Origin of the sequence: Fischerella sp. (assembly GCF_013388695.1) — a bacterium.
Taxonomy (GTDB): domain Bacteria; phylum Cyanobacteriota; class Cyanobacteriia; order Cyanobacteriales; family Nostocaceae; genus PCC9605.
Window position 1 is genome coordinate 25499 of the sequence record NZ_JACAEU010000169.1, and the last position, 23335, is coordinate 48833.

The following is a 23335-nucleotide window of genomic DNA, read 5'->3' on the forward strand; positions in this document are numbered from 1 at the left end:
CCTAATGTTTCCTTAAGTTATTTGTTTGTGGATAGTAGATAGTGGATAGTGGGTAGTGGTTAGTGGTTAGTAGTAAACAACTAACTACTAACAACTAACTACTAACTACTCCATACAAGTCATACGTATCAGCTTCTTTGATGGCTACTGGTACGATGGTTCCCAATCTTGCTTCCCCGTGAACGTAAACTTGGCCATCCACTTCTGGGGCAAATCTAGCCGAACGACCAATTAACTTTCCTGTTTGGGGATTTTCTTGTTCGATGAGTACATCAACTACTTTGCCGATTTCCTGCTGATTTTTCTTAAGAGAAATCGGTTGTTGGAGTTCCATCAATACGTCCCGCCGCTCATCTTTCACAGCTTGCGGTAACTGATTGGGCAAATCAAAAGCCGGTGTTCCTTCTTCTGGTGAAAAAGTAAAAACACCAACATGATCAAACTCATGGCGTTGGATGAACTGGAACAGATGCTGAAAATGTTCATCACACTCGCCAGGAAAACCGACTATAAAGGTTGTCCGCAGTACCGCTTTTGGTAGTGCCTCCTTGATGCGCTCGATAATCGCATCGTTCACCCGTCCTTGCCAAGGCCGGTTCATGGCGCGGAGAATCTCGGGATGGGAATGTTGCAAGGGCAAATCTAGATAAGGTAAGACGTTGGGTGTCTCAGCAATTGCCGCAATTACGTCTGGGGTGAGTCCTGTGGGATAGGCGTAGTGCATCCTAATCCAAGGTATATCCACTTCTCCCAAGGCGCGGAGCAATTCAGCTAACTTGGGCTTACCGTAAATATCGATACCGTAATTTGTGGTGATTTGGGAAATCAAAATGATTTCCTGCACGCCTTGATTTACTAACTGCTGTGCTTCGGTGACTATAGATTCTATAGTACGCGATCGCTGATTTCCTCGCAGATGCGGAATAATACAAAATGCACAGCGATAATCACATCCTTCTGCAACGCGCAGGTATGCTACGCCTTCGGTTGTAGTGCGGTAGCGGGGTATACTTTCATCTGCTATGTAGGTTGGTTCGACGCTGACCTGTTTAACTCGCTCACCCTGTTCTACCCGCTCAATTACATCTACAATTTTGTGGTAATCGCCCGTACCCACCACTGCTACTGCTTCGGGCAATTCTTGGAGTAATTGCTCCTGGAAATGCTGCGCCATACAGCCAGTGATGACGATTCTTTTATTCGCCTCTGCCAGTTCTACCAAAGTTCTGACAGATTCTTCTCGGGCTGCTTCGATAAAACTACAAGTATTGACAATAACGTAATCAGCTAACTCTTCATTAGTATCTACGCCATAGCCTGCTTCTACTAGCAGCCCCAGCATGTGTTCTGTATCAATTCGATTTTTTTCGCAACCTAGGTGAGAAATTGCAATGGTTGGTTTGTCACCCATATTATAAAAAAGTTTTTCTGTTTTTCTTTGCACTCCAAAAGTTAAATCCTAATTTCTAATTTTGGACACTTGAACCAATGAGTCAAACTTCTCCTTGATGCTCGCACAGCAAAAGTCACAAGCACCTTAACAGAGTTGTAACTCCAATGGATTATAGACAGTTCGTGCTATGATATCTTTACTATTCTGTTTTTCAAGGGAAAAATAACCAGTCTTTGGGTAAAATAGACGCCTGTCATTTTTTCAGCAAATTGCTTTCCGGTATTTTACATTACCGCAGCACGTGCGTTGTGAATCTACCCTACCCTAAAGGGAGCCACTTTACCCTATTGGGTGTGTGGTGAGAAGTCGCTACCATCTAGGAAAATACGCACGAAACTACGCCTACATAGCGGTAATGCTACCACTCAGCCCAGGCCTTGCCTGCAAATGTGACAGGTTTGTCACCTGCCCCACGAAAAACACCTACCTTGTGGGAAGCCCTACTCTACGAGAAGCCGCGCTGTGCGCGTCTACGGGTTCTTCAGTCGCTCATGGGGGAAACCCCTTTGGAGCGCGCTGACTCACCGCTAGGCGTCTTGTGCGTCTTGTGAGTTGCAAACTCCTCTTGTAACCAGTTTTTATCTTAACATATCTTATGGAAGGTTTTACACAAATTTCCATCCTAAGGAGGAAGCGGTAAACCAACCAATACAAAACAAAGTTTAGTGCAAAAGAAGGGAATGGGGAATGGAAAATGGGGAATGGGAAAAAACAAAAGGGAGAAAGGGAAAAGGGGAAGGGTAAAAGGTTAATAAATTCCTTTACCCTTTATCCTTTACCCTTTACCCAATTCCCCTAATCCTATTCCGTCATATTAGTTTAAAGACGTGGACTTATATCAGTTATTTAAAACCCAGACGCCGATTATTGGTGTAGTTCATTTACTACCACTGCCTACCTCGCCCCGTTGGGGAGGTAGCCTCAAAGCAGTGATTGACCGTGCTGAACAAGAAGCAACAGCTCTAGCAAGTGGAGGGGTTGACGGCATCATCGTGGAAAATTTTTTCGATGCCCCGTTTCCCAAAAACCAGGTCGATCCTGCTGTTGTTAGTGCGATGACTGTGGTGGTGCAGCGGATACAAAATATGGTGACACTGCCAATAGGTATTAATGTTTTGCGAAATGACGCCAAAAGCGCTATGGCTATTGCTAGCTGTGTCAGGGCGCAATTCATCCGCGTCAACGTGCTAAGTGGTGTGATGGCAACCGACCAGGGTTTAATTGAGGGAGAAGCCCATCATCTATTGCGCTATCGGCGAGAGTTAGGCAGCGATGTCAAAATCTTCGCGGATGTCTTGGTGAAGCACGCCCGTCCTCTGAGTTCCCCAAATCTCACCGTTGCCGTGCAAGATACTATTGAACGGGGTTTGGCAGACGCTGTGATTTTATCTGGTTGGGCTACTGGCAGTCCACCTAACCGAGAAGATTTGGAATTGGCCTCGCAAGCGGCAGGAGGTACGCCAGTATTTATTGGTAGTGGAGCCTCCTGGGAAAATGTGGCGACGCTTCTGGGGGCAGCAGATGGTGTGATTGTTTCCAGTTCCTTGAAACGCCATGGCCGTCGCGAGCAAACAATCGATCCAATTCGTGTCAGCCAATTTGTGGAAGCTGCACGCCGAAGTTGGAACTCCAAAAGCGATAGCAAATCTATTTCTTCAGTGAGCCTACAATCTTAACTGAGTAATGGTTGTTGTTTGTTGTTTGTTGTTTGTTGTTTGGAACAATCACCAACCAACTACCAACAACCAACTACCAACAATTCCCAATTACCAATTCTTGCCTATGAGTCGCCGCCTTTCTTCTACTCCTTGGATTTATCGCCGATCGCGTTTATTAATTGGAGCGATCGCTATTTGTGGTGCCTTGACAACGGCTTATCTGACCGTTGTCAAGTTTACCCAAACCTCTGCTGCCTGTCCGACTGAGAGTTGCGATATCGTACTCCAGAGCGACTATGCCACAGTTTTTGGACTGCCCCTAGCTTTGTTTGGTTTTCTGGCTTACGTTGCTATGGCAATTTTCGCTTTGGCCCCTTTAAGTGTAGACCCAGTCAAAAAGAAAGATTCTCGTACAAAGCTAGAAAATTGGACTTGGTTACTGCTACTTGCAGGTGCGATCGCGATGTCGGTCTTCAGTAGTTACTTGATCTACCTGCTGGTTTTCAAAATTAAAGCACTGTGTATATACTGTATTGCCTCAGCGATTTTTTCCTTTAGTATGCTGGTGCTGACTATTGTTGGCCGTGCTTGGGAAGATATCGGGCAAATCTTTTTTACTGCCATTGTCGTGGGCATGGTGACATTAATTGGTACTTTAGGTATTTATGCTAGCCCTAACAATCAAGGCGGAGTTACCACAGTCTCAAATCCTGGTCAACCGACAATAATTAGTTTCAGACCGAAAGAGGAGCCTGTACCAGGAGTTGGTTGGGATGTCACCACCACCTCCGGTGAAGCAGAAATTGCTCTAGCACGTCACCTCAAACAAGTAGGTGCTAAAGAATATGTTGCTTGGTGGTGTCCTCACTGCCATGAACAAAAGCTACTGTTTGGTAAAGAAGCTTACAGTGAACTCGATCACACAGATTGCGCTCCTGCCGATAACCCAAACGCTCTCAAAGATGAATGTAAGGCTGCTAACATTCAAAGCTACCCTACTTGGATCATCAACGGTAAAATCTATGCGGGAGTCCAAACCTTAGAAGAATTGGCTAATCTCACTGGTTACACAGGGCCACGTAATTTTAAGTATTCTCTACAACGTTCATAAAAGTTTTTTGTTACCAGTATAAATTTATCTGGAAAGTCAACTGGAGTACTGCCTTATTTTATTTAGTGCAAGACCAGTTGACTTTTTTGTTTTTGCTCAGTGGTAGTTAGTGATGCATAATTTTTACTTGGCGATTGGATATTAGGGTATTGGGGATTGGGTACTGGGTATTGGGTACTAGGTTCCTAATCCCCAATCCCCAGTTCCCTTTACGCACTAGCCAGGATTGGCTTCGGGAACCAAACCAATTTGAAATTACTCAAATAGTGCAAGTATAGCTCGCATTTCAGCCTTATTTGCCAGCTAATTGATTGCCACAACAAACTGAAAACATTTCTCCCAACTAGGTACAGGGAATGAGTAAGCAGCTAGGCAAGCATCTTGTGAGGTTACTATTTACGTTTAAACAATTCCTGAGTCGAGGACACAGGGAATTGATGATTGCCTCCGGCGTTACAGCTTGCATTCTGCTATTACGTTTTTTTGGGTTGTTGCAATCCATAGAGTGGGCAACTTTAGATCAATTCTTCCAATTACGTCCCGTCGAATCACCAGAAGAATTGATCGTGATAGTAGCAATTGATGAGGCTTCTTTACGCCAAGTGGGTTCCTGGCCAATTCCAGATGGTGCGATCGCCCAGGTTTTGCAAAAATTAAATGTCTACAAACCACGCGCCATTGGTTTGGATATCTACCGAGATTTAAAAGTAGAGCCTGGTCATCAAAATTTGGTGGCTGCCTATAAATCAATGCCGAACTTGATTGGCATTGAATTACTGTCAAATCACAAAAATGATAGTGTTTCACCTCCACTAGAACTGAGTCAGCGCCAGCAAGTAGGGTTTAACAACGTACTGTTAGATGCTGATGGCAAAATACGTCGTAATTTGTTGTATTGGCATATTGACAATCAGGCACACGAAAGTTTTGCTCTGAAGTTGGCGAAGCTGTATTTAAAGGGGGAAGGAATTACACCCAAGAAAGCAGCAGATAATCCTGAAAATTTACAGTTGGGTAAGGCAGTATTTTATCGCTTTCAACCACACGATGGTGGTTATGTAGGGACAGATAACAGAGGTTATCAAGTTTTGTCAAACTTTCCCAAATTAGCCTGTAGAGACTCATCATCAGAAATTTGTGGCTTCCGTAGAGTATCGATGTGGGATGTACTAACCGACCGAGTACCAAAAAAGTGGATTAGCGATCGCATTGTTTTGATTGGTTCTACAGCATCCAGTGTCCAAGATTGGGTCTTAATTCCATACTCCAGTCGATTAATGGGTACAGCAAAGCCAGTAGCAGGTATCGAACTGCAAGCCTATTTTATTAGTGAGTTAATTCGATCTGCCCTGCAAGGAAGACCGTTACTTCAGGTTTGGGCTGACCCAATAGAATGGTTGTGGATTTTTGCTTGGGCCTATGTAGGAGCTGCGACAAGCTGGCAAGTACAACGTTTTAGCAAAAGTATTCTTTGTATTTTGTGGTTTTGCTTGCTACTAACTGGCAGTACCTACGTTGCTTTCTTATTTGGTTGGTGGATACCATTGTTGCCTGCATTGCTTGCTTTTAGCATTTCAGCAATTGTCATTACTTCCCAAATTGCCCAGATGCAAGAAGAATTGAAACGCTCCAAAGAGTTTTTGCATCAAGTCATCAATACAATTCCTGACCCAATTTTTGTCAAAAATGAAAAACATCAGTTGATAGTATTAAATGAAGCATATTGTCAATTAATTGGTTATTCCAAGAACCAACTGTTAGAAAAATCAGATTATGACTTTTTCCCGAAGCACGAAGCTGATGTGTTTCGCCAGCAAGACCAATTAATTTTTCGGTCTCAGCAACCCCACGAGCATGAAGAAGAATTTACAGATGCTTCAGGTAAAACTCATTTTATCTCCACTAAGCGATCGCTCCACAAAGACGCCGCAGGTAATTTCTTTTTAGTCGGGGTCATTCGCGATATTACTGAGCGTAAGTTGTTAGAAGAAGAACTCAAACGCACTGCTGCCGAGTTATTCCGCTCCAATAGTGAATTGAAACTTCAAGAAGACCAATTGCGTTATCTGGCATATCACGATCCTCTCACAGGTCTGTCCAATCGCAAATTGTTTGCCGAACAACTGCGCGAGTCAATTGAATGGGCACAAAGCAACAATTTGTTACTCGGACTGCTGTTTATTGACTTGGATGGATTCAAGCAAGTCAATGATACTCTTGGACATGAAATTGGCGATCGCTTGCTCATCACCGTAGGTCAACGGCTTAGCAACTCCTTGCGCGGTAGTGATACTGTTTCCCGTTTGGGTGGCGACGAATTTACTGTGATTTTACGAGCAATTCCCAAACTGGAAGTGGCTGCCAAAGTTGCTGAAAAAATCTTAGCAACCATCACTGAGCCAATTGTCTTAGACGGACACACTACCAAAGTATCCGCCAGTATTGGCATTAGTGTTTACCCTCTCAATAGTCAAGACTATGAAACTTTGATCAAACAGGCAGATGCCGCTATGTACCGTGCCAAGCACCTTGGTAAAAATCGCTATGAGTTTGCTTGATATGGAATTATATGTGTTTGCCTAAATGCGGATTAAGATTCGTCCTTGCCTAAGTAATAATACTTAAAATTTATGGATATAAAGTTTTGTAAGTAGAATTATAGAAAAAATCGCCATAATCGCATTTTAACTACCTCAATTCTAGTGATTTTCACTGAGTAAATCCTTTGATATAGAGAGTTTCAACAACCATACGTAATTTATGTAAGTGTATTATGCGGTTATTACAGTGTTTGCTCGCTTAAATGTTAAAATTTTATAAAATTAAATGGAGGTAGTTATTATAATTGTGGTATTTATGGAACAGCTACTACTTTAGGTAGATGTAAATTATTGCAGAGTAATAGAAAGTAGACAGCAATAAACCGATGAAGCATCTACAAAAACAGCAACTTTTAGACAAAATCTATTGACTTTGTCTGTAACTTTTTAATTACGTAATTGCCCGGAAAAAATTAAAAGTATCCAATAGTTAACGAAATCCAGTTTTTTAGAGCCAAAAGCAATCAATTCAATAAAAAACAAGTGAATTTACTGAGGATTATGGGGACTAGCTTGAAAATCACTAGCGTCGTCTTGTTTTTTATCGGAGCAGCTCTGATAATTCTCGAAATGGCTGATAGTACTTGGATATTCAGCAACATGACTACTAATCATGGAAGTAATACAAGAAGCATAAGTAGCTTAATCAGCCTCAGAGTTGACTCTCAATATTTAAAACCTATAAATATAAGTGCAAAATCAAGCAGCGACTACGAACCACCTAATTATGGTGGCCCTGACAGTCCTTCTTATGGTAGTGGCACACGGTGAACATGGTAGTGGCACACGGTGAACTACCCCGCCGTATAGACTTCCCAAAAAGGAAAAAATTGCTTAACTGAACTGTATTGGGTTAAAGAGGAGTTTCTTGAGCAACATTTTTACCCACCATCAAAGAGCTACTACTAACCACTAACCACTAACTACTAACCACTAACTACTAACTACTAACCACTAACTACTAACTACTAACACTTCACTCCAACACAGGAGATTTCCACCAATTGTGGTTTTGTACCAGTGTGTGAACTTGCCAGTTGGGATCTGATTGGGGATAGTCTAGGCGATAGTGCCCTCCTCTGCTTTCTGTCCGGAAAGCAGCACTTTTAAGAATTAAATAAGCTACATCTAATAAATTGCGAGTTTCTGCCCACAGTCTTAATTGTCGTTCTACATTAGGTATGACGAAACTTGCAGGTTCCGCGGCACGTAAAGAGAGCAAGAATTGGCTGATGCTTAAATTAGCAAAATCCTGCTGCCAAGATTCTACTGTCGCGATCGCCGTTTCTAATCCTGACTGTTCCCTACAAATACCAGCACTTTGCCACACTAAACGTGGTATTTTTTGTCGTAAATCTTCTAAAAATTCTTGCTGGGTTTGCCATTCATCTACACCGGCGCTGTATTCTCGCAATGATAAGGCTTGTGTCTCTTTCTCTGCACTAGTTTGATCGCTTGTCAATTGCAGATGTGCCAGTTGCGCGCCAAAAACAATACATTCCAACAGAGAATTACTAGCAAGACGATTGGCACCATGCACGCCAGTACTAGCAGTTTCTCCCACGGCGTACAAACCAGGAATATTGGTGCGATTCATTAAATCTGTGAGAATACCACCCATCCAGTAATGGGCAGCGGGGGCAACAGGAATTGGTTCGGAAAAGACATCAATACCCCAGCGCTTGCAGATTCTGATGATATTAGGAAAGCGATAGCGAATCTTTTCGGCGGGAATGGGACGCATATCCAACCAGACATGGGCAGTGGCGGGATCGGCAGCAGTACTTTGCAAATGACTAAAAATCGCCCGACTTACCACATCTCTGGGAGCCAGTTCACCAGCAGGGTGATAATCAAAGGCAAAACGCCGTCCTTCGTTATCAATCAGATGTGCTCCCTCACCACGTACAGCTTCACTAATCAAAAAGCGGTCAGCACCAGGTTTAGTCAGGGCTGTAGGGTGAAATTGGACAAATTCTAAATCTCTGAGAATTGCCCCAGCACGCCAAGCGATCGCTACTCCATCTCCCGTACTGACGGCAGGGTTAGTGGTTTGAGCAAATACCTGACCACCACCACCTGTTGCTAACACCACCGCACCAGCTTTAACCCATGTGATTTGACCTTGATAAAACAGGCTCATTCCCTGACAGTGCCAAGTTTCTGGATGCAACCACAAGCTCAAAGCCAAAGCTTGTTGAATTACTTGAATATTTTTACGTCGGAGTACTTGGGCAGTAAGAGTTGTAATAACTTCCCTGCCTGTAGTGTCGGCGGCGTGGAGAACGCGGTGCTTGGAGTGAGCAGCTTCTAAAGTTAAAGCTAACGCACCGCCCTGACGGTCAAAAGCAACACCCAACTCCACTAAGGATTGAATGCTTTTTGGGGCTTGTTGAGCGAGGAATTCAACAGCAGGGCGATCGCACAAAAAGGCACCTGCTTTGATCGTGTCTTCAATGTGCAGATACGGCGAGTCGTCTGGGGCTACCGCAGCTGCAATACCACCCTGCGCCCAATCACTGGCCGACAAAGACATGGTTTCTTTGGTAATCAAGCCGACTCGCAATGACTCTGGCAAGCAAAGTGCCGTATATAGTCCAGCAGCACCAGCGCCGACTACTAAAACATCAAAATGGCTAGGAATATCTGTTTGCAGCAAGGTATGGAGTAATGAGTGATGGGGAGTGGGGGAGTAGGGAAATGGGGGGAGTGGGGGAGTGGAGGAGTGGGGTAATAGTTTTAAGATTTCTCTCTCTCCCACTCTCCCCCTCTTTATTTTCCTCTGTGTTAGCAAAACATCCCACTCCCTCAGAAAAGGAGTGGGTTGCTGTTTGAAAAATCAATTGTAAATACAGTTATCTGTTATCTGTAGATACCGGGGTTAATGCGATCAAATCCTTCAGTGAAAGCAGGTTCCACTTCTGTGACGATGAAGTTATCCAGGTTAGCTTGCAGTAATTGTTTTTGGCGTTCGGTTAATCCTTCAATTTTCAGCACATCCTCCACTTGATCGTAAGGAGCATTTTTGATAATTTTGCCTGCCAAATTTGGATAAAATCCGGGGTATTTCTGAAAAGCTCGCACGTTGGTGTTATTCAAATCGATTTTTTCACCGTATACGTCTGCAAGCTTAGCATCTGCCCGATTCCGCAGGGCAATATCCGCTGCTAGAACAGGAACTGATGGCAAAGCAAAACTGTTTAAATTGCTTGCTTGGGCTATCTGAGGCGTACCCAGCCATGCCAAGCATCCTACCAATAACAAACCAAAGACTGTTAATAAACGCACCAATCCTTTCACGATTTTTCTACCTCTTTGTATCAAACCGAAATAAAAGCTTTAAGCTCATAGCGTTCAGCTAAAGGTTGTAAAGGCTGGTAGGGCAGCTTGCTGCCGCAGGATAGTTAGAAGTATGAAGTACGAAACAAACCTTACCCAATAAATTGAGGGCTTGTGTAGAGTTTGCTTTCTTTGACTTCATCCTATCCAAAGGGAGCGGTGAGAGCTAAGCCCTATGGATGGCCCTTTTACCCTTCATACTTTTGGCTGAGCGCCGATCGCTTAATCAACACACAGCAGTCATCAGAAACTAATATACAGCGTATTAATATCCACAATCTTTACAGCTTCTAGGTTTGACCCAAATTTTGCTAAAAATTTTTTAATTCAGCAACAATACTTACTCTTAATCTAACTAAGTTCGCTCAAATTTTAGGAAAATCTGACTTTTCATGAGATTTTATTTACATAAGTTAATATTTTCCCATATTTCGGTTATAAACACTTCACAGCAGCACATTATTATGAAAGAGGGCATTGGGCATTGCGAATTGGTCAGCGAGAATTTCCATTGTTCCTTACGCCATGCTTTTTATCTTCAACATAATAGCCTTCTTCATAAATTAGGAAAGCCCGCTAAATAGCGGGCTGAAACACAACAGAACTATGAACGAACCATAAAACAATCAATTTTTGGTTTAGCTGAAATACTTCATTTCTGCTTCTAACTGACGAATGAGCTTTTCATCGCCTTTGGCTTTTGCTACTTGCAAGCGATGCTGCAAGCTCTTCCTAATATTCTCTCTATGAACTTCATGTGCTTTTTTTGAGGCTTCTAGCCTATTCATAATCATAGAATTATCCTTACTAGTTTTTTTACTTATGTCTTGTAAATTTAACATATCAAAAATTTAGTTACTATTGCTACAGAAAAAATAAACTTTATATTATCTTAAAAACCAGTAATGTTCGAGAATCAACAGGATCAACAAGCACTGCTAACATTGTTAAGTGATTTTGGCGATCGCGATGTGTATGTCGGCGTGATGAAGGGAGTTATCGCCACGATTAACTCTAGAGTGAAGATTGTAGACTTAACACATCAAATTCCACCACAAGACATTGCTGCGGCCAGGTTTTGTCTTATGGATGCTTATTTCTATTTCCCTATGGGAACAGTGCATGTGGCAGTAGTTGATCCGGGTGTAGGAGGACTAAGAAGGGCGATCGCAGTAGAATTTGCCAATGGATTTTTAGTAGGGCCGGACAATGGCTTATTTAGTGGAGTTTTGAGTCAAAGTCCTGCTATTGCAGTGGTAGAACTGACAAACCCAGAGTATTGGCGCACTCTTCACCCTAGCAGCACTTTTCACGGTAGAGATATTTTTGCACCAGTGGGAGCACATCTTGCTAGCGGTGTTCCCCTGAAAAAACTAGGGCGAGAAATTGATCCAGAAACTTTAGTTAAGCTAGAGATACCCGAATGCAGTCGGACAGGTAACACCATAACAGGCTGCATTCAATATATTGACCACTTCGGTAACTTAGTCAGTAATATTCCTGGAAGTTACGTGCAAGGCAAAAGCTGGGGCGTGGTTTTAGGTGAAAAGACTATAACCGGGAGTGGAACTTATGGAGATGTTAAAGTAGGGAGTGCGATCGCACTGATTGGCAGTCATGGCTGGGTAGAAATTGCCATTAATAGGGGTAATGCGCGATCGCTGTTGCAGATGCAGTTGGGAGATACCATACAAGTAGTTAGTAGTTAGTAGTTAGTAGTTGGTGGTTAGTAGTTGGTTGTTGGTTGTTGGTTGTTGGTAGTTAGTAGTTAGTAGTTAGTTGTTGGTTGTTCTACCAACTAATCACTACCCACTAACCACTATCCACTATCCATTAACCACTAACAGTCACCACGAGAAATACGTTGATTCATACGGGTCTACTTAAATTTGGCATATGACTACGCAAACAATATCTGCACCAGAAGTATATCAAGGTCAGTTTGGCGAATTTACAATTACCAAAAGCGATCGCACTGGCGTCATTATCTACCGCAGTGGCTTAATGATAGCCGCTGTTTGCTTTGCGATCGGTAGTGCTTTAGTGTTATTCGCTCCTCACCCAACCATTTTCAAACTGTTAACGCCTCTGTACGCCTGTTTTAGTCTTGCTTTGGGTGTAAGTTTATTGACTATCCATATCTATATGGTAGAGTTGCACCGACTTTTACAGGTTTTTTGGTTAATTGGCAGTATAACCGCAATTGTACTGGCGCTGTCTAGCAGCGATCCTTTAGCGATCGCAGTTTATACTCAGCCACTTTCCTTACTTGGAATTGGTTTTACCTTTGCGGCTTTGACAGGTATTTATTTTAAAGAAGCCTTTTGCTTCAATCGTTTGGAAACCAAATTACTAACTCCGATTGTGCCGTTGCTACTGCTGGGACATTTACTAAAGATTTTACCTATTCAGTGGGAACGAGTATTGTTAGGAACTTGGGCTATTTTGTTTTTAGTTTTTGCTGTGCGTAAGGCAGTGCAAGCAATTCCTCCGGATATTGGGGATAAGTCTGTATTTGAATATTTAAAAGCAAGACGTTCTGCAAAAGCTTAGACACAAAAAACAAAAAAGCAGAATCAATGGCGGTAGTTGGTAAATACTTGAATTCCAGTTTTACCATTACTGTCATGATAAATTCGCATATAAATATTTTACAAACAAGTATTTAATTTATACTGACTTTAAACTTCAATTTGGGTTAATCTTAACACCGTAATTGACCCCAGTTTGGGCTGGACGGTAGAGTACGCAAGCGCCATTAACAACAAAGGTCAGATCATCGCTTTCGGCCAGAATAAAAATGGTAGAGGCGGCACTGTATTACTCACTCCCAAATCATCCAAACCAGTCCCAGAACCGTTGACAATGGGCGGTACTGTAATAGCAGGAGCTGGTTTAGCTTATCTGCGTCGCCGTCAAGGTCGTCTGCGTCGGTCAAGTTTTAACAATAATGATTGAGTAGGTGCGCTTCAAGATTGCATATTAAATAAATCGCAAAGACGCTAAGGAAACTTGGCGTCTTTGTGTTTTGGCGTCAAAATTTTAAGAGTCCCTGAAGGGAGGCGACAAATGACATTGGCTGGAATAAAAATTATACTGGTTGAGCCAGCTGGCCCCTTGAATGTTGGGTCTGTTGCACGGGTGATGAAAAATTTTGGGCTGCATCAACTGGTGTTAGTAAATCCCCAATGCGACCCCTTGGGAATGGAAGCAAGGCAGATGGCAGTTCATGCCCAGGATATTTTAGATGCAGCGGTATCGGTAGCGATATTACCAGAAGCGTTGCAAGGATGTAAAAGAGCGATCGCCACAACTGGTATTGATCATCACTGGCAAGCGCCTTTAGAAACCCCCCGTACAGCACTACCCTGGTTACTAGCAGAGGAAGGACAACCCGCAGCACTAATTTTTGGTAGAGAAGACCGGGGATTAACTAATCAAGAATTAAACTATGCCCAGCGCTTTGTCCGCATTCCCACGAGTCCCAATTATTCATCGCTGAATTTAGCTACGGCTGTGGCAATTTGTTGTTACGAGTTAGCACAATTTGATGCAGAAAGAGAAAATTTCACACCATCTTCGCTTCCCTGCATCCCTGCATCTTCTGCAACAGCACCTGAGTCCGAAATCGCACCTTTGGATGTTGTGGAAGCATACTATCAGCAATTAGAATCCCTATTGCTAAAGATTGGTTATCTGTATCCCCATACAGCAGCCAGCCGGATGGAAAAATTCCGGCAATTGTATAATCGCGCTCAATTACAAACTCGCGAGGTTGCTATGTTACGAGGTATTTTACGACAGGTGAAATGGGCGCTCTCTAACAAAAGCGATAGTGAAAAATTTTAATTAATTAGCTACCATGTACGCAATTTTCCCCAAGGCTATTAATTATGACTTAAACTAAACACAAAAATACAAGTAAAAATAGAAGAGGACACGCTTAGACGGTATTAGCCGCACTTAAGTGTCCGTATATTCCATATATGCTTGCTTTTGAGGATTTTCAGGAGTAAATAGTGGTTCGGGAGTTTGCAGAAAAGTCGAGTCTATGTCTTTATCCCTTATAGGGATTAAAAAACTACCCCACCCCAACCAGGTAAAACTTTATAGGTATCTGCTAGATTATACACCTCGCTATCACCATCGTTATTTTATGGAAACCAGAACTGATATGACAGGTTTCTCACGACGTCAACCTACTAGTGGACGCCGCCAGCTTACCCGAAAAGTGCAAAAGTTGGGGCCAAATCAAGTGAAAGCTTCTAAGGAACAACAGCGCCCTCCTCAAAACGGAACAACGCTGACACGTTTAAAAGTGAATCCTTCCGCCAACAATGCTAGTACAGCTAAAAAGCGACCGGGGGTAGTAGTGCCAGCAGCTATCAAACCCATCCCTACTAAACCGGGAAAGATTCCACCCTTCAAGCCCAGCAATGTCAAGGTAAAAACTGTACGAGTGCGTAAGCAGGCTTTGCCCAAAAAGATCAGAACATCCCGAAAAACACGGTTAAAGCCCATGGCAAGAACCATTCTATATGCCCTGCGCTTACTAATTGTGGGAGTTGGTATTGGTGCAATCGTAGGAACGGTATTGTCAGTATTAGACCCTGCTAGCCGTATCGCCACTACTGGAATATCAGCCAATGATGACTTAAGGCAAGCGCAGACACAGCCTAGTCCCACTCCTACAGCTACAGTTTCTACTCCATCATTATCGCAAGAAATTATCCCCTTGAAAACTGCCATGCAAGGTCTGATGGCTGGCAACCCAAATCTGACACCAGGGGTTTTTGTGGTCGATTTGGACAATGGTGGTTACGTAGATATAAATGCCTCCTCAAGTTTTCCCGCAGCCAGTACAATTAAGATTCCAATTCTAGTTGCCTTTTTCCAGGATGTGGATGCTGGAAAGATTCGCCTCGATGAAATGCTGACCATGCAAAAAGAGATGGTTGCAGGCGGTTCTGGTGATATGCAGTACAAACCCGCAGGTTCACAGTTCAAAGCGCTGGAAGTTGCAACTAAGATGATGACAATTAGCGATAATACAGCGACCAATATGCTAATAGAGCGTATGGGTGGCATTGAGGCATTAAATCAGCGCTTCCGGAGTTGGGGTTTAACAACCACAGTTATTCGCAACCAACTTCCTGACTTGCAAGGTACGAATACTACTAGTCCCAAAGAATTAGGAAATTTGATGGGGATGGTTAGTCAAGGCAATTTAGTAAGCATGATATCGCGCGATCGCATACTTGATATCATGCGTAATACTGTTAGAAATACCTTGTTACCAAGTGGTTTAGGACAGGGTGCAACTATTGCCCACAAGACAGGCGATATTGGTACGATGCTAGCAGATGCAGGTTTAGTTGACCTCCCAACTAACAAACGTTACGTAGTTGCTGTGATGGTAAAACGCCCCAACAACGACCCCAACGCCAGAAAATTAATTAGCTCAATTTCTCGCGCTGCTTACCAACAATTTACTGAAACAACTCCTACTATTCCAACAAGTGCGCCACCAAACCCAGCGCCTACAAGTTCTAACACCTCGGGTGCTGTGCCAACTCCAACGCCTACAAGTTCTAACACCCCGGGTGTTGTACCGGCTCCAACCCCTACAACTTCTAACACTCCGACAATTGCTGTACCAACTCCAGCGCCTACAAGCAGTTATCAGCCCCCAGTCATGACTCCTCTTGCACCACCGACAAATTCTCTGCCCACAACTAATTATCAGTACCCCATCATGAGTCCGCCTCTGCCTAATAACTTCGGAGGTTCTCTACCTCCAACTAGTTATCAGTCTCCACCAATGATGAATCCACAGTATTATCCTTACCCTTATCAAAGATAATTTTTCCTACCCATTTTAGTTTTTATAGATTGCTCATAGCTAATCACTATTAGCTGCTTGTGAATCCTGAATTTAATTAAATTGCTAATGGCATCTACTACATCATCAATTCAATTTTTTACTGGCATTTACGAAGAACTGAGTAATGTCAGCTTGCGACGAAGCAGTTCTGGAAAGCGTATAGTTTTAATGACATTCAATCAATTAAAAGCCTTAGAAGGATTGAATAGCTTCACAAAACAATCTTTAAATTCAATGCTTTTGACTGATGAAGAAGGAAATATAAATGTTACACCTTCTTCTGTAAAATTTATTTTTGGGGGTGCAGAAGGTGATGAGCTACAACGGGTAGAGTGCAAAATTGAAATCGAACGGGATGACCATTGGGAAAGATTTATGAGATTTATGCATCGTTACGCTGAGGCAAATGGCATGGCTTATGGTGAATCATAAAAATTATGAATGATGAATTAGAAACTATGAAAAATTCATCATTCATAATGTATTCATTTACAATTCCTTATTTTGTTGAAATCTTGGCTTGAAGACTTCACCACGCCAGAGAATAATTAAGAGATAGCCAAAGTAGGCTATTAACATAAACCAAAACTCATTAATACCATAATTATCAACTCCCAATCTGGCTATATTTTCAAACAAGATAAAGGCAATAGTAAAGACTATACTACTTAGAGCGGCCAAAGTTTTTTTCAGAAAAAAACCTTGCATTGGTATAACACCAATAATGTAATATAGGATAAAAAATACAAGGCTATATCCGCAAATTAACCAAAGGTAAAAGGGCGCATTTTGAAAATAGTGATTAACTAAAAAAAAGCTAGCACCAAGAAATGTAATGATGATATATCTCCATTCGTCAAATTTAGTATTAAAAATTTGCTCCCACATCAAAACTAGGAAGAAATAAGATAGAAAAGTGCCAAAAACTAATTCATAAAAATTGACTCTTCCCATCCAATCTGGATCTATCATTTTTACGCCTCTAAAAACTTATCAAATATTAATACACAGTTTTCAAGGGTGATTTCGTAGATAATGAGATTTATTTTTATGATTTTTACTTGTGATATAAAATTCGGTAGGATCTGAATGATTAAAAAACCGCACCAGACGCTGAGGGCACAGAGAGATGAGGAAGGAAAAATAATTTCGATACAAACGGATTTAATATGATATTAAAAAAAATTCTCCCAACCATGCTAAACAAAGAGATAAGGGAGATATTCTTCTTGCGAAGATCGGTAAATTGTTAAACTAGTGAAATTTATTCTGTACCTTCAATATGTCTGCAAGTTCAGTTGAGATTGCTGAGATTCAGTAGATAGCTTCAACATAGCCATCATATACTGTGTTCGTTGTTCAGTTAATAGCATACACAAAGCGAGTATTAGTTCAGAAACGCTAGCAAGAACTGTACCAACAAGATCTGTGGGTATAGCGTTACCAATTAAAGAAACTAAAGCACCTACAAATAGCCAAGACCATTTCAATCTACGCCAAATACCGATACCAATAATCATCACAAAGAGGTTAACTAAAATAGTGATAATTGGTAATTGATTGGGTTGAGCCGCGACATAACGTAACATACCAGCAAATGTCTCAGGAACCAGTTCGAGTCCTACAAACTGAGTAGCTACATCATATATACCGAGTCCGATCGCAAGTACCCAACCTAAAACTCTGACAAACCGACTACCTGCCCAATCTGCTCCGGCTCGATGAGCAAGTTCAACTACAATTACAATAAACAGGGGAACGACAATATAGTGGGCAAGAAAACGCAGCATACTGAGTGATTCCAGCAATTTTCCTTCACCAAGCAGGCTTCCCACTAACAAAACAAAATTGTCATAGCTACTGCATACTAAAAGTATGGGTAGGACAATCATTGCTATACTGTTTGACTTGCACCACAGTTGAATTGACCAAACTAGTAATACCCATTCGACTAAGATATAACTGAGATGGCAGAATGGGTGAATAACTGACAAAATATTCGTCATCTTTTTTGGCTCTCCAATGTATCTACATCACTTGCATCTTGATTGCGATCGCTATTGACTTACCTATATAACGCCTTTGTCTTGAGCCTGTTGGAGTGATTTTGAGTTAGCTTGGCGTAGCGGATTAATGTAGACCAAATAAGCAAAAATGATAACTCCCATTTCTGTACCAGCTAAGTCGTGGAGAATATGGAAGAGTGGATTTAGGGTGGGATTAGATTGGTGTTGAGCTAGGAGAAAAACAAAGAATAAGTTAACACCAACAGAAAAAATAGGTACGAAGATGATCCGCCAGTCTTGGAGAACTTTGTAGGCTCTATATGTCAAAAATCCAAAGACTATTGTGAGAGCAATATAAATGGGAATTTTAAAGGCAGAAATATCCAGACTTGCTCCTAAAGGATATAAAACTGAGATGGCAAGTAAACTGCCGACAAATAATATATCAACCCATTTATTTCGAGCAAAGGCATCTGCCCACAAAGCAAAGGATGAAATTAAAAATGCATAGAATAGGAAGTTCAAAAAGGTATAATCATTTTGATAAAACCAATTTTGTTGTATGTGCCAGCCAATCTCAAAGGCAATAGCAACCATTTGAAAAGGAAGCCCTAGGTAAAGAGCAAAGGGAGAATGCAACCCCTTTGATACTAAGTAATCTGCACGGTCGTAAAATACCTTCATGGTGACAGGAACAATAACAAAGGGAAGCAAATGAGTAATAATTAGGGCGATTTTCCATCCCCAAGAAATGCTTCCCATATCTGAAGCTTGCCAGAATGTGTAGCCAAAACCAGATAATGTCACCAGAAAGTAGATAGCAGCGATCAAAAAAGTTGCTCCAAAAATTTTCTTTTTAATTGCTTGATCTGTGACTCGGAGCGCAATATCTTGGTTAGATTTTTGTATTTGCATTTATCAATTACCCTTGAATTAAAAATTTGTACTTATTCAGCACACAAGCACCTACATTGATACAGACAAATAGGTAAACAATCTAGTATGGTTACAAATATATAGGCTTGCTTCTGGAATTTTGAGCTTACAAGAGTATGCTTCACCATCTGAACGCAACAAACTTAGCTACCAACAGAAGTTGGTCAATTCCAGATTCTCTCCAAATTTTTTGGTGAAATTTAATTTTCGATTACTGGCTAGAATTCACCAAAGATGATGCTCAAAAGGGAAAATCAATTTATCAAAAATCCCAAAATGCTATCAAATACGCTGATATCTCATTCCTGGCAGTTGCGAGACTAAACCCATTAGTTCCAACTGCAACAAAGCACTAGCAACCGCACCCGCAGCCATGCCTGTTTGTTTGACAATAACATCAAAGGACAAAGGCTCTGAAGAAATCGCATTCATTACCTGCTGAACTTCTGCTGATAAGTTAGGCAATATTAACTGTTGGGATTGTGGTGACGCCTGAACAGAATCTAATTTTGGTATTGCTCCCAGCATTTTTAACAGTTCGTCTAGTTCTTTAAGAATGGGAGCCGCACCTTGGCTGAGTAACTTTAAACACCCTTGAGATGGGTAATCATCCAATCTTCCTGGGAGTACATAAACATCTCTGCCAAATTCATTCGCATAGTTAGCTGTTATCAGTGCACCGGATTTTAGAGGTGCTTCCATCACCAATACAGCACGACTCAACCCAGCGATAATCCGGTTGCGACGGGGAAAATGGGCGCGATCGGGGGGAGTTTGAGTTGGGTACTCACTCAAAACCAATCCAGCAGCGAGAATTCGCTTGTACAATTCCTGATTTTTGGCTGGATAGATGACATCTACGCCTGTACCTAAAACTGCTAGTGTACGCCCTCCAGCTTTGATAGCGGCGGCGTGACTTTCTGTGTCAATTCCCTCTGCTAAACCAGAAACGACTGTAAAGCCATTTTTAACCAAAGCCGTGCTAATTTGACGAGTCCAACGGATACCATACTCTGAGGGTTGGCGCGTACCGACAATGGCAACTAGTGGCTTTTGTCCGAGATTCTCTTGGGGTTCGACTTCTCCGCGAAAGTACAATAATGGCGGTGGACTAGGGGTTTCTAAGAGCAAGCGGGGATATTCTGCATCTGCTGGTGTCCAGAAATTAGGGTTTTGTTCTTGGTGTTGGGTGAGTAGTTGTTCGGGATGGAGACGCGATCGCTGTCTTGTCACCTTTTCTAATGTCTGAAAACCAAAACCGTCAACTGCTTGCAATTGTGCCGGACTAGCTTCCCAAGCCGCTTTGAGTGTGCCAAAATGCTCTTGCAATCGTTGCAGCAATACTGGGCCAATCCCAGATATACGCGACCAAGCTAGCCAATACGCACGTTCAACTGCCAATTGTTCATCCTCATCTGTTCTGGCTTGATTATTCCCAGATTCTCTAGCTGAAATATGATTGACGCCAAAAAGCAAAGACGCCAAGTTATTCTTAGCGTCTTTACGTAAAATGATTTCTAGTGCCTAGACTTACACCATCTCTGATGATGTTTGCACTACTGGCTGGGGTTGGGGTTGAAACATGAACAATGAGTAGACCACATCTCGGCGAATGTTGGTCATCATATCCAAGAAGAGTTCGTAACCCTCGGTCTTGTACTCAATTAATGGATCTTTTTGACCGTAACCCCGTAATCCTACGGACTCGCGCAGGGCATCCATTTGTTGTAGGTGTTCCCGCCACAGGGTGTCAATTCGCTGCAAGATAAAGAAGCGTTCGGCTTGACGCATCAATCCGGGTTGAATTTGGTCAATCTGGGCTTCTTTGATGTCGTAGGCGATCCGCACTTGTTCGTGCAGGAAGGCTTTAATCTCAGCCATTGACATATCTACTAGTTGGTTTGACTGCAAATCTGCTAGCAGATAAACAAATTCTTTGACTTTCTCCACCAACTTGTCTAATTCCCACTCTTCTGAGGGTAAGTCTGGGTTGATGTAGTAGTTAACGATGTCATCCATCGTTCTTTCGGCGTACTCAATCACCTGTTCTTTCAAGTCTTGCCCTTCCAAGACTCGGCGGCGTTCGGCGTAGATGGCGCGGCGCTGGTTGTTCATCACCTCGTCGTACTCAAACACCTGTTTGCGGATGTCGTAGTAGTAAGTTTCGACTTTTTTCTGCGCGCCTTCTAAACTGCGGGTAAGCATCCCAGATTCAATGGGCATATCTTCTTCGACGCGGAACATCTCCATCAATTTGGCAACGCGATCGCCACCAAAAATCCGCATCAGGTTATCCTCTAAGCTGAGGAAAAATCTCGTCGAACCAGGGTCGCCTTGCCGTCCGGCACGTCCCCGCAACTGGTTGTCAATCCGCCGCGATTCGTGACGTTCTGTACCAATTACGTGCAAGCCTCCCAGTTCTACTACTTCTTGGTGTTCGCGGCTGGTGAATGCTTCATACTCTTGCTTGACGCGGTTGTAGGCGTTTCGCAATTGCTGAATCACAGGATCGTCGGTAGGAGCTTTTTCTGCTGCTACAGCTACCTTTTCTTCTGCTTCTAATTCTGGCAGACTGCGATCGCCATATTCTCGCACCGCAGATTCTAAAGCTTGTTTGAGCATTTGTTCTGCTTCTTTAGAAAGCTGAGTTGGGAAAACCTGCGGTGAAGCCTTCCAAGTTTTAACTTTTTTACCAGGCACAAAGCCTTGACCACCACCACTTCCGGCGGGAGGTAAACCAGACGCTCTGTGGATGCTAAACATATCTTCATCTTCCGGCTTCACGATCCGGGGCATGAAGTATTCCCGCAGCTTTAAACGCGCCATGTATTCGGCGTTACCACCAAGGATAATATCCGTACCTCTACCAGCCATGTTGGTGGCAATGGTCAAAGCACCTTTGCGTCCTGCTTGAGCCACAATTTCTGCTTCACGCTCTACGTTTTCCGGTCGGGCATTGAGCAGTTCGTGGGGAATCTCCATTTGCTTCAACAGCTGGCTGAGATATTCTGATTTTTCTACACTTGTAGTTCCTACCAATACAGGTCGGCCTAGTTGGTGCATTTCGGCACATTCTTTGGCGATCGCCCTCCATTTACCCGCTTCGGTCTTAAAGACCATATCGGACAAATCTTCACGTCTTCTGGTACGGTTGGTAGGAATTACCGTTACTTCTAGTTTGTAAATTTTTTCAAATTCAGCTTCTTCTGTTTTTGCCGTTCCTGTCATTCCACCTAGTTTTGGATACAGCAAGAACAGGTTTTGATAGGTAATTGTTGCTAGAGTCTGAGTTTCTGGTTGAATTTCTACCCGTTCTTTCGCTTCAATTGCCTGGTGCAGTCCATCACTCCAACGGCGTCCAGGTAGCACCCGCCCAGTAAATTCATCAACAATCACCACTTCCCGGTTGCGGACAATGTAATTGACGTCCTTGAGAAACAGTTCTTTCGCCTTAATAGCATTGAAAACGAAGTGTGCCCACGGATCTTCTGGATCGAATAAATCTTTTACTCCCAACAGCTGTTCTGCTTCGGCAAAGCCTTCATCAGTCAACAGTACATTACGAGCTTTTTCATCTACTTCATAATGCTCATCTTTTTTGAGTGCTGCGGCAATCCGGGCTGCTTCCAGATATTTTTCTGTTGGTCGTTCTACTTGCCCGGAAATAATCAACGGAGTCCGCGCTTCATCAATTAAAATCGAGTCTACTTCGTCAATTACACAGTAGTTGAACGGGCGCTGCACCACGTCTTTCATGTCTGTCGCCATGTTGTCGCGCAGATAGTCAAAACCTACCTCGCTGTTGGTGACATAAGTAATGTCACACTCGTAGTTTTTCTTTCGCTCTTGGGGAGTCATGCTTGCCTGAATTAGCCCCACACTCAACCCCAAGAAACGATGCACCTGTCCCATCCATTCTGCGTCACGACGAGCCAAGTAATCGTTAACCGTAACTACGTGTACGCCTTTGCCTGTCAGAGCATTCAAATAACTAGGTAGGGTAGCAACCAGGGTTTTGCCCTCACCAGTTTTCATTTCGGCAATTTGCCCTGTGTGTAATATGACACCGCCTAATATTTGGACATCAAAATGCCGCAACCCTAAGACTCGCCGTGCAGCTTCTCTGACCACAGCGAACGCTTCTGGTAAGATATCATCCAAAGTTTCGCCCTTAGTCAAACGCAGCTTAAACTCCGCTGTTTTGCCCTTGAGTTCCTCATCAGAAAGGGCTTTAATATCTTCCTCTAAGAGGTTAACTTCTGTAATGTAAGGTTGGTATCTTTTAAGCTTACGAGCGTTGGGGTCGCCCAACAAAGTTTTTAGCATGGCAGGTTATTGAACAAAATCA

At 42.7% G+C, this 23335-nt stretch carries 19 protein-coding genes; 10 read left to right on the forward strand and 9 right to left on the reverse strand.

The genetic code is table 11. From position 1 onward, the window contains the following. Nucleotides 1–94: 94 nt before the first annotated feature. A complete protein-coding gene (gene rimO / locus HXY43_RS23410) occupies nucleotides 95–1411 on the reverse strand; it encodes a 30S ribosomal protein S12 methylthiotransferase RimO (protein ID WP_290888606.1) in 1317 nt (438 codons plus the stop codon). Between the two features lie 869 nt (nucleotides 1412–2280). Between rimO and btpA the strand changes: the two genes are divergently transcribed. From btpA to HXY43_RS23430, 4 genes are all read left to right on the forward strand, one after another. Beyond that, nucleotides 2281–3129 (forward strand): photosystem I biogenesis protein BtpA, encoded by an 849-nt coding sequence (gene btpA, locus HXY43_RS23415; protein WP_026731395.1) that lies wholly within the window; start codon nucleotides 2281–2283, stop codon nucleotides 3127–3129. A gap of 106 nt (nucleotides 3130–3235) precedes the next feature. After that, nucleotides 3236–4222: a vitamin K epoxide reductase family protein gene (locus HXY43_RS23420; protein ID WP_290888609.1), complete on the forward strand. Its 987-nt coding sequence runs from the start codon at nucleotides 3236–3238 to the stop codon at nucleotides 4220–4222. Between the two features lie 356 nt (nucleotides 4223–4578). Then, nucleotides 4579–6780: a CHASE2 domain-containing protein gene (locus HXY43_RS23425; RefSeq protein WP_290888522.1), complete on the forward strand. Its 2202-nt coding sequence runs from the start codon at nucleotides 4579–4581 to the stop codon at nucleotides 6778–6780. A gap of 525 nt (nucleotides 6781–7305) precedes the next feature. Beyond that, nucleotides 7306–7593 (forward strand): hypothetical protein, encoded by a 288-nt coding sequence (locus HXY43_RS23430; protein WP_290888525.1) that lies wholly within the window; start codon nucleotides 7306–7308, stop codon nucleotides 7591–7593. 205 nt (nucleotides 7594–7798) lie between these two features. On the opposite strand, the gene nadB is transcribed toward HXY43_RS23430, so the two are convergent. The 3 genes from nadB to HXY43_RS23445 all read right to left on the reverse strand — a co-directional run bounded on the left by nadB (nucleotide 7799) and on the right by HXY43_RS23445 (nucleotide 10955). Then, a complete protein-coding gene (gene nadB / locus HXY43_RS23435) occupies nucleotides 7799–9481 on the reverse strand; it encodes an L-aspartate oxidase (RefSeq protein WP_290888613.1) in 1683 nt (560 codons plus the stop codon). A gap of 203 nt (nucleotides 9482–9684) precedes the next feature. Continuing rightward, entirely contained in the window at nucleotides 9685–10122 is a 438-nt protein-coding gene (gene psbU, locus HXY43_RS23440; protein WP_290888528.1) for a photosystem II complex extrinsic protein PsbU, read from the reverse strand. Nucleotides 10123–10799: 677 nt separating this feature from the next. After that, nucleotides 10800–10955, reverse strand: coding sequence for a hypothetical protein (locus HXY43_RS23445; protein ID WP_290888531.1), 156 nt, complete (start codon nucleotides 10953–10955; stop codon nucleotides 10800–10802). A gap of 111 nt (nucleotides 10956–11066) precedes the next feature. On the opposite strand from HXY43_RS23445, the gene HXY43_RS23450 reads away from it, so the two are divergent. The 6 genes from HXY43_RS23450 (at nucleotide 11067) to psb28 (ending at nucleotide 16477) form a co-directional block, all read left to right on the forward strand. Continuing rightward, a complete protein-coding gene (locus tag HXY43_RS23450) occupies nucleotides 11067–11870 on the forward strand; it encodes an SAM-dependent chlorinase/fluorinase (protein ID WP_290888534.1) in 804 nt (267 codons plus the stop codon). A gap of 187 nt (nucleotides 11871–12057) precedes the next feature. Beyond that, nucleotides 12058–12714: a DUF2301 domain-containing membrane protein gene (locus tag HXY43_RS23455; RefSeq protein ID WP_290888538.1), complete on the forward strand. Its 657-nt coding sequence runs from the start codon at nucleotides 12058–12060 to the stop codon at nucleotides 12712–12714. Nucleotides 12715–12888: 174 nt separating this feature from the next. Next, on the forward strand, nucleotides 12889–13119 hold the full coding sequence (locus HXY43_RS23460) for a PEP-CTERM sorting domain-containing protein (RefSeq protein ID WP_290888541.1): 231 nt from the start codon (nucleotides 12889–12891) through the stop codon (nucleotides 13117–13119). A 111-nt stretch (nucleotides 13120–13230) separates the two neighbouring features. Then, on the forward strand, nucleotides 13231–14010 hold the full coding sequence (locus HXY43_RS23465) for an RNA methyltransferase (RefSeq protein ID WP_290888545.1): 780 nt from the start codon (nucleotides 13231–13233) through the stop codon (nucleotides 14008–14010). Between the two features lie 307 nt (nucleotides 14011–14317). Continuing rightward, a complete protein-coding gene (locus tag HXY43_RS23470) occupies nucleotides 14318–16024 on the forward strand; it encodes a serine hydrolase (RefSeq protein WP_290888615.1) in 1707 nt (568 codons plus the stop codon). Between the two features lie 87 nt (nucleotides 16025–16111). Further along, entirely contained in the window at nucleotides 16112–16477 is a 366-nt protein-coding gene (gene psb28 / locus HXY43_RS23475; protein WP_290888548.1) for a photosystem II reaction center protein Psb28, read from the forward strand. A 57-nt stretch (nucleotides 16478–16534) separates the two neighbouring features. On the opposite strand, the gene HXY43_RS23480 is transcribed toward psb28, so the two are convergent. The 5 genes from HXY43_RS23480 to secA all read right to left on the reverse strand — a co-directional run bounded on the left by HXY43_RS23480 (nucleotide 16535) and on the right by secA (nucleotide 23313). Beyond that, a complete protein-coding gene (locus tag HXY43_RS23480) occupies nucleotides 16535–17017 on the reverse strand; it encodes a hypothetical protein (RefSeq protein WP_290888551.1) in 483 nt (160 codons plus the stop codon). Between the two features lie 305 nt (nucleotides 17018–17322). Continuing rightward, complete coding sequence (locus HXY43_RS23485) at nucleotides 17323–18051, reverse strand: hypothetical protein (RefSeq protein WP_290888554.1); 729 nt, start codon at nucleotides 18049–18051, stop codon at nucleotides 17323–17325. 63 nt (nucleotides 18052–18114) lie between these two features. Beyond that, on the reverse strand, nucleotides 18115–18966 hold the full coding sequence (locus HXY43_RS23490) for a hypothetical protein (RefSeq protein WP_290888557.1): 852 nt from the start codon (nucleotides 18964–18966) through the stop codon (nucleotides 18115–18117). Between the two features lie 303 nt (nucleotides 18967–19269). Then, on the reverse strand, nucleotides 19270–20388 hold the full coding sequence (dprA, locus tag HXY43_RS23495; protein WP_290888618.1) for a DNA-processing protein DprA: 1119 nt from the start codon (nucleotides 20386–20388) through the stop codon (nucleotides 19270–19272). A gap of 129 nt (nucleotides 20389–20517) precedes the next feature. After that, a complete protein-coding gene (gene secA, locus HXY43_RS23500) occupies nucleotides 20518–23313 on the reverse strand; it encodes a preprotein translocase subunit SecA (RefSeq protein ID WP_290888560.1) in 2796 nt (931 codons plus the stop codon). Nucleotides 23314–23335: the final 22 nt, after the last annotated feature.

What these genes read in the sequence shown, in the direction of transcription:
- rimO (WP_290888606.1), bottom strand. Translation starts at nt 1,411, where the DNA reads ATGGGTGACAAACCAACCATTGCAATTTCTCACCTAGGTTGCGAAAAA.
- HXY43_RS23420 (WP_290888609.1), top strand. Translation starts at nt 3,236, where the DNA reads ATGAGTCGCCGCCTTTCTTCTACTCCTTGGATTTATCGCCGATCGCGT.
- HXY43_RS23425 (WP_290888522.1), top strand. Translation starts at nt 4,579, where the DNA reads ATGAGTAAGCAGCTAGGCAAGCATCTTGTGAGGTTACTATTTACGTTT.
- HXY43_RS23445 (WP_290888531.1), bottom strand. Translation starts at nt 10,955, where the DNA reads ATGATTATGAATAGGCTAGAAGCCTCAAAAAAAGCACATGAAGTTCAT.
- HXY43_RS23450 (WP_290888534.1), top strand. Translation starts at nt 11,067, where the DNA reads ATGTTCGAGAATCAACAGGATCAACAAGCACTGCTAACATTGTTAAGT.
- HXY43_RS23455 (WP_290888538.1), top strand. Translation starts at nt 12,058, where the DNA reads ATGACTACGCAAACAATATCTGCACCAGAAGTATATCAAGGTCAGTTT.
- HXY43_RS23465 (WP_290888545.1), top strand. Translation starts at nt 13,231, where the DNA reads ATGACATTGGCTGGAATAAAAATTATACTGGTTGAGCCAGCTGGCCCC.
- HXY43_RS23470 (WP_290888615.1), top strand. Translation starts at nt 14,318, where the DNA reads ATGGAAACCAGAACTGATATGACAGGTTTCTCACGACGTCAACCTACT.
- psb28 (WP_290888548.1), top strand. Translation starts at nt 16,112, where the DNA reads ATGGCATCTACTACATCATCAATTCAATTTTTTACTGGCATTTACGAA.
- HXY43_RS23480 (WP_290888551.1), bottom strand. Translation starts at nt 17,017, where the DNA reads ATGATAGATCCAGATTGGATGGGAAGAGTCAATTTTTATGAATTAGTT.
- HXY43_RS23485 (WP_290888554.1), bottom strand. Translation starts at nt 18,051, where the DNA reads ATGACGAATATTTTGTCAGTTATTCACCCATTCTGCCATCTCAGTTAT.
- HXY43_RS23490 (WP_290888557.1), bottom strand. Translation starts at nt 18,966, where the DNA reads ATGCAAATACAAAAATCTAACCAAGATATTGCGCTCCGAGTCACAGAT.
- secA (WP_290888560.1), bottom strand. Translation starts at nt 23,313, where the DNA reads ATGCTAAAAACTTTGTTGGGCGACCCCAACGCTCGTAAGCTTAAAAGA.